This is a genomic window from Frateuria defendens (assembly GCF_001182895.1).
GTDB classification, from domain to species: Bacteria; Pseudomonadota; Gammaproteobacteria; order Xanthomonadales; family Rhodanobacteraceae; genus Frateuria_B; species Frateuria_B defendens.
The window spans coordinates 1-12,470 of record NZ_LFQR01000141.1; the positions used below are offsets into that span (position 1 = coordinate 1).

The window sequence follows — 12,470 nt, forward strand, 5'->3', positions numbered from 1 at the left end:
GGAACGCCTGGCCGCCCTGCCCGCCACCGCGCAGACCGCCACCAGCCGCGAGTGGCGCGCCCGCGTGGCGCTGGCCCGGCAGGACTGGCCGCAGGTGCTGGCGGCCATCGCCGCCATGCCGGCCGAGCAGCAGGACGACGGCGAGTGGCGCTACTTCCGCGCCCGCGCACTGGAGGCCGACGGCCGCGCCGACGAGGCCCGCGCGCTCTACGCCAACCTCGCCCGCGAGGCCAGCTACTTCGGCTTCCTCGCCGCCGACCGCCTCGGCCGCGACTACGCCATCTGCCCGCTCGACTACGCCGGCGACCCGGCGCGCGAACAGGCGCTGCTGGCCCGGCCCGGCCTGGAACGCGCCTTCGAGCTGTTCGCGGTGGACCTGCCCAGGCAGGCGCGCCGCGAGTGGGCGCAGGCGTTGCAGGACGCCGATCCCGCCACCCTGCAGCTGGCCGCCGAGCTGGCCTACCGCCGCGGCTGGTACGACCGCGCGGTGTTCACCTACACCAGCGGCGAGGCGCTGCGCTACTACGCCCAGCGCTTTCCGCTCGCCAGCCAGGACGGCGTGGTGCCCGAGGCGCGGCAGGCCGGCGTCGATCCGTCGTGGGCCTACGCCATCCTGCGCGCGGAGAGCGCATGGGTCAGCGACGCGCGCTCCGGCGCCGACGCCCGCGGCCTGATGCAGCTCTTGCCCGGCACCGCCGCGCTGGTCGCCCGCCGCAACGGGCTGGACTGGAACGGCGGCGACTCGCTCTACGACCCGCAGGTCAACGTCAAGCTCGGCACCCGCTACCTCGCCCAGCTGGCCGAGCGCTTCGGCGGCGCGCCGTGGCTGGCCAGCGCCGCCTACAACGCCGGCCCCAACAAGGTGGACGAGTGGCTGGCCGCGCGCGGCAGCCTGCCGCCCGACCTGTTCGTGGCCAGCATCCCGTACAAGGAGACGCGCGAATACGTGGCGCGCGTGATGGCCTTCAGCGTGATCTACGACTGGCGCCTCTCCGGCGAGGCCGGCCAGGCGGTGGCGCTGGCCCAGCGGATGCCCCCGCCCGGCCAGCCCTACGCGCTGCCGGGTACCCATACCGAACGCAAGGCGGTGCTGTGCCCGGCCGGCGTTCCTGCCGCGGCTGCCTCGGCCGGCGCACCGTGATACAACACTTCCGGCACAGGGGTCGGACATGAACTCGCAACGCCTCGTCATCCTCGGCGGCACCGGCTTCGTCGGCAGCCGCCTGGTGTCCCGCCTGGCCGCCGACGGCCACCGCATCCTGCTGCTCACGCGCAACCGCGAGCGCCACCGCACGCTGGCGGTGCTGCCGCAGGTGAGCCTGCGCAACGCCGACGTGCACGACCCGGACGAGCTCAAGCGCGCGCTGCACGGCGCCGACGCGGCGATCAACCTGGTCGGCATCCTCAACCCGCACGGGCGGGACAGCTTCCAGCGCGTGCACGTAGAGCTGGTGCGCAACCTGATCGAGGCCTGCCGGGCCAACGGCGTGCGCCGGCTGCACCAGATGAGCGCGCTCAAGGCCGGCCATGGCCTGTCGCAGTACCTGAAGACCCGCGGCGAGGCCGAGGTGCTGGTGCGCCAGTCGGGCCTGGACTGGACCATCTACCAGCCCAGCGTGATCTTCGGCCCCGGCGACGGCCTGGTCACCCGCTTCGCCAGGCTGCTGCGGTGGATGCCGGTGCTGCCGCTGGCGCGCGCGGGCTCGCGCATGGCGCCCACCTACGTCGGCGACGTGGCCGAGGCCTACGCGCGCTGCGTGGCGAACCCGAGTCTCGGCACGGGCCACAGCTTCGAGCTGTACGGCCCCGAGGTGCTCACCCTCGGCGAGATCGTGCAGGCGATCCGCGACGCCGCCGGGCGACGCACGCGCATCCTGCCGCTGCCCGACAGCCTGGGCCGGTTGCAGGCGCAGCTGGCGCAGTGGCTGCCCGGCAAGCCGTTCTCGCCGGACAACTTCCTCAGCCTGCGCACCGACTCGGTCGGCCGCCAGGACGGCTACGCCGCGCTCGGCATCGCGCCACAGGCGTTCACGCCGTGGCTGCCGCGCCTGCTCGGCGGCCCCGGGCGCCAGGGCCGCCTCGACCGCTCGCGCGCGATGCGCCGCTGACCGTACCGCCCCGGCCCGGAAGCCGGGATCAAACAACCTAGCGATCTCCCCCCGCCGCCTTGCGTAGGAGCGCGCCTTGCGCGCGACAAGCCTACGCAGCGGTGATGCCGTGGCACCCCGGTCGCGCGCAAGGCGCGCTCCTACGCGGCTTCGTTTCGGCCAGGGGCGACCCCCAGCCACCGCCGACGCTGACATGCGCCTCCCTTGCGTGCGGGCCATGGCGCCGGCGATACCGTGCAGGGCGCCCCGGAAAGCCGCGCGCAAGCCAGCCGTGCTCACATGGCAAAATGCACGCCATGCGTACTTATCTCGTCGGCGGCGCCGTCCGCGACAAGCTGCTCGGACGGCCGCTGGTCGACCATGACCACGTGGTGGTCGGCGCCACGCCGGAGGCGATGCTGGCCGAGGGCTACAGGCCCGTGGGCAAGGACTTCCCGGTCTTCCTGCACCCGGACACCGGCGAGGAATACGCGCTGGCGCGCACCGAGCGCAAGAGCGGCCGCGGCTACCACGGCTTCGTGTTCGCCACCGACCCCACGGTGACGCTGGAGCAGGACCTCGCCCGCCGCGACCTCACCATCAACGCCATCGCCGAGGACGAGCGCGGCGCGCTGGTCGACCCCTACGGCGGCACGCGCGACCTCGAGGCGCGCGTGCTGCGCCACGTCTCCCCCGCCTTCGTGGAAGACCCGGTGCGCCTGCTGCGCGTGGCGCGCTTCGCCGCCCGCTTCGCGCCGCTGGGCTTCACCGTGGCCGAAGAAACCATGGCGCTGATGCGCCGGATGGTGGCTGAGGGCGAGGTGGACCACCTGGTGCCCGAGCGGGTCTGGCAGGAAACGCGCCGCGCGCTGGGCGAGGCGCAGCCCTCCGCCTTCCTGCGCGTATTGCGCGAGAGCGGCGCGCTGGCGGTGCTGTTCCCCGAGGTGGACGCGCTCTACGGCGTGCCGCAGCGCGCCGAACACCACCCCGAGATCGACACCGGCCGGCACATCGAACTGGTGCTGGACATGGCCGCGCGGATCGCGCCCGGCGACGACCGGGTGGGCTTCAGCGCGCTGACCCACGACCTCGGCAAGGCGCTCACGCCCGCCGATGAACTGCCGCGGCACATCGGCCACGAGGGCCGCGGCGTCAAGCCGCTGCGCGCGCTGGCCGCGCGGCTCAAGGTGCCCACCGAGCACGCCGCGCTGGCCGAGGCGGTATGCCGCGGGCACCTCAACGCGCACCGCGCCTTCGAGCTGCGCCCCGCCACCGTGCTCAAGCTGCTCGCCTCGCTCGACGCGCTGCGGCGGCCGGAGCGGCTGGAGGTGTTCCTCGCCGCCTGCGAGGCCGACGCGCGCGGGCGCACCGGCCACGAGGACGCGCCCTACCCGCAGGCGGCCTACCTGCGCCGCGCGCGCGAGGCCGCCGCCGCGGTCACCGCCGCGCCGTTCGTGGCCGAGGGCCTGGCGGGGCCGGCGGTCGGCGCGGCGCTGGAACGCGCGCGCACCGCCGCGATCGCCGCCATCCCACGGTAAGCTCTACCTTTTGTGGCCGCGCCCGATGCGCGCGGCACTTTTCCGAGTCCGGAGTGCGCATGTCCCCGTCCCTCGCTTCCCCCTCGCCGCTCAAGCAGCGCTTCCGCCCGCTATGGTGGCTGGGCATCGGCTACCTGCTGCTGGGCGCCGTCACGCGCATCGCGCTGCTGGCGATGACCGGGCGCGGCGTGGCGCCGAACCCGCTGTACTGGCTGTACGCCTTCGGCGTGGGCGCGGTGTTCGACCTGATCGCCCTGCTCTACGTGGCCTGGCCGCTGCTGCTGTTCCTGTGGGTGGTGCCCACGCAACGGCCGCTGCTGCGCACGCCCGCGCGCTGGGCGCTGTGGCTGCTGGCGCTGCTCGCCGCCTACCTGGCCTGCTGGGGCGCGCTGTACATGCTGTGGCGCGCGCAGCCGCACGACATCTGGCCGCTGGCGATCCTGTTCCTGTACCTGCTGCCGCTGCCCGCGCTGGCCTACCAGCGCCGCAGCGGGCGCTGGACGCTGTACGGCCTGGGCCTGGCCTACGCCTTCGGCCTCTTGTTCGTGGCCGCCTCCGAGCTGGTGTTCTGGAACGAGTTCGGCGTGCGCTTCAACTTCATCGCGGTGGACTACCTCGTCTACACCAACGAGGTGATCGGCAACATCCGCGAGTCCTACCCCATCGGCACCTGGCTCGCCCTGCTCGCGCTGGTGGCGGTGGTGCTGGTGTGGCTGAGCCGCGGCGGCCTGCGCGCCCGCGACGGCGGCAGCCGCTTCGCCCAGCGCAGCGCCGTGGCGCTGGCCTGGCTGGTGCTCACCGTGCTCTCGGTCGTGGCGGTGAACGGCACCATCAAGGACCGCACCGCCAACAACTTCGTCAACGAGCTGGCCGGCAACGGCGTGTACCAGTTCTTCGCCGCCTTCCGCAGCAACCACCTCGACTACGCGCACTTCTACCGCACGCTGCCGGAAGAGGAGGCCTTCGCCCGCGTGCGCGAGCGGCTGAAGACGCCCGAGGCGACCTACGTGAGCGCCGACCCGCGCGACCTCACCCGCGCGATCCGCCACGTGGGGCCCGAGCAACACCTCAACGTGGTGCTGATCAGCGTGGAGAGCCTCTCGGCCGACTACCTCGGCACCTTCGGCAACCGCCAGCACCTCACCCCCAACCTCGACGCGCTGGCCGACAAGAGCCTGTTCTTCGACCGCGTCTACGCCAACGGCACGCGCACCGTGCGCGGGCTTGAGGCGCTGTCGCTGTCGATCCCGCCGACGCCGGGCGATTCGGTGATCAAGATGAAGCACAACGAGAACCTGTTCTCGCTGGCCGGCATCTTCAACGACCGCGGCTACCAGTCCGACTTCGTCTACGGCGGCTACGGCTACTTCGACAACATGAACTACTTCTTCGGCCACAACGGCTACACCGCCGTGGACCGCAAGGACATCCCCAAGGACGCCACCATCCACCACGAGAACGTGTGGGGCGTGGCCGACGAAGACCTCTACACGCTAGCGCTCGGCCAGATGGACAAGGCGCATGCGCAGGGCAAGCCGTTCTTCCTGCACATCATGACCACCTCCAACCACCGCCCCTACACCTTCCCGGCCGGGCGCGTGAACTTCCCGCAGGGCTCTCGCGACGGCGCAGTGGCCTACACGGACTGGTCGATCGCCGATTTCATCAAACGCGCGCAGGCCAAGCCGTACTTCGCCGACACCGTGTTCGTGATCACCGCCGACCACGACGCCTCCAGCGCCGGCCGCGCCAGCATCCCGATCAACCGCTACCACATCCCGCTGTGGATCTACGCGCCGGCGCACATCGCCCCGCGCAAGGTCGACACGCTGATGAGCCAGATCGACATCCCGCCGACCCTGCTCGGCCTGCTCAACTTCAGCTACCGCAGCCGCTTCTTCGGCTACGACATCTTCCAGTTGGAAGCCGGCCGCGAGCGCGCCTTCCCGGCCACCTACGAGAAGCTCGGCTACCTCCGGAACGACCTGCTCAGCATCCTCGAGCCCCAGCGCAAGCCCGAGCAGTTCAAGCCCGACTACGCCACCGGCGACGCCGTGCCCACCCACCCGGCCGACCACGCCCTGCTCGACGACGCCACGGCCTACTACCAGGTGGCCGCCTACCTGTTCAAGAACGGCCAGCTGGTGCGCCGGCCGGACGACGGCGCGCCGGTCGCCCATGACGCCGCCCCTGCCCCAACGAGCAATACCGCCACTCCAGTCACCGCTGTCACGCGGTGACGCTTCCGCCACGTTTGGCAGCCTGGGCAGCGCGCGAGCCAGTTCGGCTCGCCGTCGCGCTGTGCCTACTGTGGGTCGCCCTCTATCTGCCGCTGCTGCGTGGGCACCGCGTGCTGCCGTGGGATGCCGTCGACCAGTTCTACCCGACGGTTTACTTCAACGCGCACAGCCTGCGGCAGGGGCTTGCGCCGTGGTGGAATCCTTATGTCTACGCCGGCTATCCGCAAATCGCCGATCCACAGGGGATGCTGTTCTCGCCCCTGCTGATGGGCTGGATGCTGATGCGCGAGTCGCCCGGCACCACCTGGTTCACCTGGGGCGTGCTCCTGCATATGCTGATGGGTGCCGGCGCAATGCTCGCACTGTTGCGCCGGCGCGGCGCGAACGCCGTCGGCGCCCTGGTTGGGGCCACGGTGTTCATGGCCGGCGGCGTGGCCGCATCCCGGCTCGAGCACGTACCGATCGTGCTCGCTTACGGCTATGCGCCGCTGGTGTGGTGGCTACTCATGCGGCACATCGCACAGCCGGGCATCCGGCGCGGCCTCGTGCTCGGCCTGGCTGCCGGCGCCATGGCGACGCAACTGGTGCAGTTGAGCTACCTGCTCACTCTGATGCTGCTCGCCTATGCCGTCATCGCCACGGTGCGCCATTGGCACGGCTACGACACCGCCGCACGCTGGCGCTGGCTGGGTGGTTCCGCGGTCGCCGCCACGACGGCGCTGGCCATCGCACTACCACAGCTGCTTTTCAGCCTCGCCTTCATGAGCCTGTCGGGCCGGGCCAGCCTGCCACTGACAGCGGCGACGCCGGCCTCGATGGACTGGCGCGCCTTCCTCACCCTGTTGATCCCCAACGCCACTCACGCGCTGCATGGCAGCTACGAGGGCCCGGCCAGCCTGGTCGAAGGCTTCCTGTACATCGGCACCATGCCCGTGCTGCTGTTGCTCGCCGGTTTCCGCGACGCATGGCGCGAAGCTTCGCAGCGACGCCTGTTGCTGGGCATGGGGGCGGCGGGACTGCTGGCCTGCCTGTATATGTTCGGCACGCATACGCCGTTCTACGGCTGGCCACCCATTGCACAGGTCACGTGCAAGTACAGCCGCTCGCCAACCTGCCCACTCAATGGACGCTACGCACGCAGTCCGGCGAGGACGGGTGGCTTGTCTTCGGCGAACTAGATTTTCCGGGCTGGCAGGCCACTATCGACGGCGCGCCACAGCCCATACTGCGTGCCAACGGCATGTTCCGCGCGGTATGTGTTCCCGCCGGCACGCATGTGCTGCAGATGCGCTTCAGCCCCTGGGCGATGGTGACCCAGGCATGGACTTGGCGCAGGCCGACGCTATGAGCCTGCCGCCCGTTTCTAGCCTGGGTCGGAGCTACGACGCCGCAGCAAGGTCTCGATACCGACCAGCACCCGGGCCAATGGCGTGCGCAAAAAAATCAGTGCGAGCGCGATGCCGGCCGCATCGGCGAGCACGTCGAGGGGGTCGGCATCACGCGGCGGGTCGAAGCCCTGGGCCACTTCGATGGCGATGCCGTAGGCAAGGCAACATGCCGCGGCTACCAAGCGGCCGCGGTGCGTGCGGTAGACGTTGCCCCACCAGCCCATCAGGCAGGTGAAGGTGATCGCGTGCAGCAGCTTGTCACCGTAGGGGAAGGCCAGCGCCACGGCCGGGTCCGGGCGCAGCGCCTGCCACAGGATCCAAGCCATCAGCAGCACGCCGATGGCGAACCAGACCCGATGCCAGTCCAGCCGTCCAGACGTCTGGACGCCCACGCTCAAAGCCGCCCGCCCTGGTCGGCAGCCAGCAACTCGGCCGGCAGCGGCAGCGCCTCGATGCCGCGCGCGAACAGCATGGCCTGGAAGCGCTCGCCCATGCGGTCCGGCAAGGTCAGCCGCCTCACCTCCTGCGCCAGGCGGTAGCGGGCCGCTTCGTCGGCGGCTTCGGCGTAGGCGGCCTCGAACAGGGCCGGCAGGCCGCTGGCGAGCAGGAACTGGGCCTGCGGCAAGTAGGCTGCCACGCCGAAGCCGGCGCTGTTGCCGGCCTCGGCCAGCGCGGTGAAATCGACCGAGGCGGTGAGGTCGTTGAGGCCGGGCAGGTGGAACGGATCGCCGTGCGCGTGGTGACGGTAGTGCGCCATCAAGGTGCCGTCGCCGCGTTCGGGCAGGTAGAACTCGCGGCGCACGTAGCCGTAGTCGACGAACAGCATCACGCCGGCGCGCAGCGCGCCGGCCACCGCCTGCATCCAGTACGGCAGCTGGGGCAGGATCTCCGAACGGTAGCCGTCGGCGAAGGCCTCGCCCAGGTCGCGCTCGACGTGGCGCACCGCGCCGGCCACCAGCGCGTCGGCGGGACGATCCTGGCGCAGCAGCCGCCCTTCGCCGTCGAGGGCCACGTATTCCTCGTAGACCTCGCCGCCGCGCAGGGTGAAGCGCGTGGCCGGCAGCGCGTCGATCACTTCGTTGGCGAACAGCACGCCCTGCCAGTCTTCCTCCGGCGGGCGATCGATCCATTGCACGCGCCCGTACAGCCCGGCTGGCAGCGCCGCGGCCAGCCGCTCGCGCTGGCGCTCGCGCAGGTCGGCGCTGGGTTCGAGGATCAGATACCGCCGCGGCAGCGTGCCGGCCGCGGCAAACGCCGCCAGCGCATGCTCGGCGAAGGCGCCGCTGCCACCGCCCAGCTCGAGGAAATCCGCCCCCTCGCCGAGCAGGCCGAGCACCGGCTCCACCGCGTGCGCCACGCAGCGCGCGAACAGCGCGCCGAGTTCCGGCGCGGTGACAAAGTCGCCGGCGGCGCCGAACTTGGTGGTGCCGGCGCTGTAGTAGCCGAGCCCCGGCGTGTACAGGCAGCGCTCCATGTACTGCGAGAACGGGATCGCCCCCTGCGCCGCGATCAGCTCGCGCAGCTGCAGCAACAGTCGCTCGGAATGCGCCAGCTCGTCGGCGCCGGGGGCGGGAAGGCGGGAAGGCATGAGGCTCTGGCGTCTGGAGGAACGCCAAGGATAGCCGCACGGCGGGCGCGAACGAGGCGTTGCACGGGCAACGTGGTACGTCCGGCCGACGGCGGCGTGGCCTGTGCTGCCGGTGCGCCACGCAGAAGCCCCTCTACCGTCGGTAGATCAGAGATTGGGGCGAGGGTCCGGCCATAGACGGCGTGATGCTTACGCTCCGGCCGAACCCTCATCCGCCTGCCGGCACCTTCTCCCGGAGGGAGAAGGACTGCACTGGCAAATCGCGAGGGCGGGTCCGCCCTCGCCCCGGCCCTTCGGGCGCCCGCTCAGAAATCCTTCTGCAGGCTCAGGTACAGCCCGCGTCGCGGCCCGAACTGCGGCGCGCCCACGCCGATGCCGGTGCCGTCGCGCAGCTCGTAGCTGCGGTCCAGCGCGTTGATCAGCGCGAGCTGGGTGTGCAGCTTGCCGGTGCTGGCGAAGTTGAAGTCGTGCGACACGCTGAGGTTCAACTGGAAGTAGTACGGCAGCGAGAGGCCGTTGGGCACGTCGCCGTCCTTGCGCAAGCCGCTGCCGAAAAGGTAATTGGCGCCCACGCGGGTGGCGTCGTCGAGGGCGTAGCTGATGCCGCCGGAGGAAGCCAGCTTCTGGTCGTGGTCCAGGTGGATGTAGTGGTGCTCGAGGTAGGCCAGGTCGTCCGGCGCGAAGTTGTACTGGCCGGTGATGACGTGTTCGCCCATCGCGCGGCTGTAGGCCAGGTTGAAGTAGACCGACAGCGGGCCCTGGTCGTAGTTCACGGTGAACTCGGTGCCGCGCACGTTGCCCTTGGCGTAGTTGAAGGTGGAGTACACCAGCGCGGCGCCGAACTGGCCCTCGTCCTGCAGGCGGCGCACCTTGCGGTAGTAGGTGTCCAGGCTCAGCGTCCAGGCCGAGCCGAAGTTCTGCGAGATGCCGAGGTCGTAGTAGTCCGAACGCTCCGACAGCGGCATGGTGTTGCCGTCGTTGGAGACCTGGTTGGTGGTGCCATTGAACTTGGCGATATTGGAGCTGGTGATCTGCTCCGTCGCCGGCGGGGTGAAGTAGCGCGAGTAGCCGGCGTGCAGCGTGGTGCTGTCGGTGGCCTGGTACACCGCGCCCACGCGCGGGCTCAGCTGGCTCTCCGTGCGCGACGCGCTGTAGCGGTCGCCGCGCAGGCCGTAGTTCACCGTCCACTTGTCGCCGATGCTCCACTCGTCCTGCACGTAGGCGGACCAGGTCTTGGCGGTGATGCGGCTGTTGTCCTGGATGTTGAGCGGCGTGGTGCTGGCCTGGTTGCCGTCCGCGTCGGCCGGGAACACCCAGGCATCGTTGCCGCTGTAGGCCCGCTCGAAGCTGCCGTAGAGGCCGTAGCGCAGCGTGTGCTCGTCGCCCAGCGGCGTGGCGAAGTCGGCCTGCAGGGTGCTGGCGCGGTTGCTGCGGTCCACCGTCGAGGCCACGCCGTTGAACATCAGGTCGCCCACCCGGTCGGGCGTGAAGCCGATGCTGGTGTAGCGCTGGCCCACCGACACCTGGTAGTTGGTCGCGCCCATGCGCCCCTGCAGCGCCAGCACGCCGAAGCGGGTCTTCTCCTGCTGGCGCTCGTTGAGGTCGGCGGAGTTGAAGTCCACCGTGTCCAGGTAGCCGAACTGCGGGCTCTGGTTCGGGTTGTTGGGGATCTCGAAGCGGTTGTTGGCGACGCCGAACAGGAAGCTCAGGCGGGTGTCGCTGTCGATCAGGTAGGAGATGTCGCCGAAGCCCTTCACCTGGTTGGTGTGGTCGTGCACCGGCTTGCGGCTGGCGGTCGGGTTCTCGATGCCGACGTCGTTCTCCAGGTAGTTCGCGGTGAGGAAGTAGCTCCAGCGGTCGTTGCTACCCCAGATCGAGGCGTTGGGGTTCAGCGTGCCGAACTGGCCGCCGGTGATCCCCACGCTGCCGCCGTTGCCGAGGTCGTGGCCGCTCTTGGTGGTGATGTCCACCACCGCCGCCGTGCGCAGGCCGTATTGCGCCGGCAGCGCGCCGTCGAGCAGCTTCACGTTCTGGATGGTGCGCGCGTCCAGTGTCTGGCCGAAGCCGGAGATCGACTCGGGGATGATCACGCCGTTGACGCGGTACTGCAGGTTGGCGTGGTCGCCGCGCACGTGCAGGCCGCCGTAGGAATCCTGCACCACGCCCGGCGCCTGCAGCAGCACCTGGTTCACCGGTGTGGAATCGCCCAGCGGCAGCTGCGCGATGGCCTTCTGGTCGATCACGTACTGGCTGCTGCCGGTGTCCGGCGAGAGGCTGTTGCGCGCCTGGTCCAGTGCGGCGCTCACGTCCACGGTGCCGAGGTTCTTCACCTTCGAGGCGGGCTTGTTGCGCGTGCCGGTGTCGGCGTCGGCGCCCACCGGCGGCGGCGCGGAAGCGGCGGCCGGGCTGTCGGCGGCGAAGGCGGGCGCGGCGGACAAGGCCACAACGAGGCTGAGGGCGAGCAAGGTGGGCTTCATGGGATCCGGGGGAAATGACGGGGGAAAGAAAGCGTGATCGTTACGTTATAACGTTCTAGCCATTGTTGGACGCCGGGCCGGCCGGCGCATAGGTAGAAAGTCATGCCCGGCGACGAAAGTTCTTGCTGGTGGCGGAAACCGGGGAACCGGGGAACCGGGAATCGGGAATCGGGAATCGGGAATCGGGAATCGGGGGAAGGCGGGAGGCGGGAGGCGGGAGGCGGGAGGCGGAGGCGGAGGCGGAGGCGGAGGCGGAGGCGGAGGCGGAGGCGGGAGCGGGAGCGGGAGCGGGAGCGGGAGCGGGAGCGGGAGCGGGAGCGGATCATGATGGCATTCGCTTGGCCTTCATCGCCGGCGCCTAGACTGGCCCGGTCGCGCTGGCGCCATGCAGGGCGCCGAAGCCGCAACCCCAAGGAGCCCCACCGTGACCGACGACTCCATGACCGGCGACAACCGTCACCTGCCCGCCGTGGTCGCCCCGGACCCCAACCCGGTGACCCGCGCCATCCTCGATTTCGTCAGCCAGATCCCGCCCAGCGAGGTCGGCAGCAGCCAGGCGCCCGCCGACGCCGCGCGCCGCCTTGCCCAGCGCGCGGCGCAGCGGGCCGCGCTCACCGCCGGCTCGCTGGCGCTGCCGCCAGGGCCGGTCGGCTGGCTCACCCTGCTGCCGGAGCTGGTGGCGATCTGGCGCATCCAGGCGCAGCTGGTCAGCGACATCGCCGCCGCCTACGGCCGCCACGCGGAGCTGGGGCGCGAGCAGATGCTGTGGTGCCTGTTCCGCCACACCGCCGCGCAGGCCTTCCGCGACCTGGTGGTGCGCATGGGCGACCGCCTGCTGTTCCGCCAGATGTCGGCCACGGCGCTGCGGCGGGTGGCGCAGCGCATCGGCGTGCACGTCTCCCAGCGCGCGCTGGGCAAGGGCGTCACGCGCTGGCTGCCGGTGGTGGGCGCGGTGGGCGTGGGCGCCTATGCGTACTACGACACCCGCCGCGTGGCCGACACCGCGATCGCCCTGTTCGAGGGCGAGATCGCCCGCGAGGCGCATGCGGACGAAGCCGCGCCGCTCTCGCGGGCGATTCCCGCGCGCCGCGTCAACGGCAACGGCACCGCGCCCCGCGGCTGACGCGCCCGGCCGCTTTGCGGCAAGCTCGC

At 71.0% G+C, this 12,470-nt stretch carries 9 protein-coding genes; 6 read left to right on the top strand and 3 right to left on the bottom strand.

All coding sequences use genetic code 11. The annotated features are described in order from the left end of the window. The 5 genes from ACH65_RS16090 to ACH65_RS16110 form a co-directional block, all read left to right on the top strand. Positions 1-1,141: lytic transglycosylase domain-containing protein (locus ACH65_RS16090; RefSeq protein WP_049623643.1), on the top strand; the 1,141-nt coding region annotated here is incomplete at its 5' end. A 28-nt stretch (positions 1,142-1,169) separates the two neighbouring features. Continuing rightward, a complete protein-coding gene (locus ACH65_RS16095) occupies positions 1,170-2,108 on the top strand; it encodes a complex I NDUFA9 subunit family protein (protein ID WP_049623644.1) in 939 nt (312 codons plus the stop codon). A 296-nt stretch (positions 2,109-2,404) separates the two neighbouring features. Then, positions 2,405-3,625, top strand: a complete 1,221-nt coding sequence (locus tag ACH65_RS16100; RefSeq protein ID WP_049623665.1) for a multifunctional CCA addition/repair protein — start codon at positions 2,405-2,407, stop codon at positions 3,623-3,625. Positions 3,626-3,684: 59 nt separating this feature from the next. Continuing rightward, positions 3,685-5,865: an LTA synthase family protein gene (locus ACH65_RS16105; protein WP_049623645.1), complete on the top strand. Its 2,181-nt coding sequence runs from the start codon at positions 3,685-3,687 to the stop codon at positions 5,863-5,865. Beyond that, positions 5,862-7,043, top strand: a complete 1,182-nt coding sequence (locus tag ACH65_RS16110) for a hypothetical protein (protein WP_153242645.1) — start codon at positions 5,862-5,864, stop codon at positions 7,041-7,043. The genes ACH65_RS16105 and ACH65_RS16110 overlap by 4 nt, the downstream gene beginning before the upstream one ends. Positions 7,044-7,228: 185 nt before the next feature. On the opposite strand, the gene ACH65_RS16115 is transcribed toward ACH65_RS16110, so the two are convergent. The 3 genes from ACH65_RS16115 to ACH65_RS16125 all read right to left on the bottom strand — a co-directional run bounded on the left by ACH65_RS16115 (position 7,229) and on the right by ACH65_RS16125 (position 11,318). Further along, positions 7,229-7,645, bottom strand: a complete 417-nt coding sequence (locus tag ACH65_RS16115) for a VanZ family protein (protein WP_049623647.1) — start codon at positions 7,643-7,645, stop codon at positions 7,229-7,231. Between the two features lie 2 nt (positions 7,646-7,647). After that, the gene (locus ACH65_RS16120; protein ID WP_049623648.1) at positions 7,648-8,841 is read right to left on the bottom strand and encodes a class I SAM-dependent methyltransferase; all 1,194 of its coding nucleotides are present in this window, start codon (positions 8,839-8,841) and stop codon (positions 7,648-7,650) included. Between the two features lie 305 nt (positions 8,842-9,146). Beyond that, the gene (locus ACH65_RS16125; RefSeq protein ID WP_049623649.1) at positions 9,147-11,318 is read right to left on the bottom strand and encodes a TonB-dependent receptor; all 2,172 of its coding nucleotides are present in this window, start codon (positions 11,316-11,318) and stop codon (positions 9,147-9,149) included. Positions 11,319-11,742: 424 nt separating this feature from the next. Between ACH65_RS16125 and ACH65_RS16130 the strand changes: the two genes are divergently transcribed. Then, positions 11,743-12,441, top strand: coding sequence for a hypothetical protein (locus ACH65_RS16130; protein WP_336884813.1), 699 nt, complete (start codon positions 11,743-11,745; stop codon positions 12,439-12,441). The last annotated feature ends 29 nt before the right edge of the window (positions 12,442-12,470 follow it).

Coding starts and splice junctions, on each gene's coding strand:
- ACH65_RS16095 (WP_049623644.1), top strand. CDS start 1,170: ATGAACTCGCAACGCCTCGTCATCCTCGGCGGCACCGGCTTCGTCGGC.
- ACH65_RS16100 (WP_049623665.1), top strand. CDS start 2,405: ATGCGTACTTATCTCGTCGGCGGCGCCGTCCGCGACAAGCTGCTCGGA.
- ACH65_RS16105 (WP_049623645.1), top strand. CDS start 3,685: ATGTCCCCGTCCCTCGCTTCCCCCTCGCCGCTCAAGCAGCGCTTCCGC.
- ACH65_RS16120 (WP_049623648.1), bottom strand. CDS start 8,841: ATGCCTTCCCGCCTTCCCGCCCCCGGCGCCGACGAGCTGGCGCATTCC.
- ACH65_RS16125 (WP_049623649.1), bottom strand. CDS start 11,318: ATGAAGCCCACCTTGCTCGCCCTCAGCCTCGTTGTGGCCTTGTCCGCC.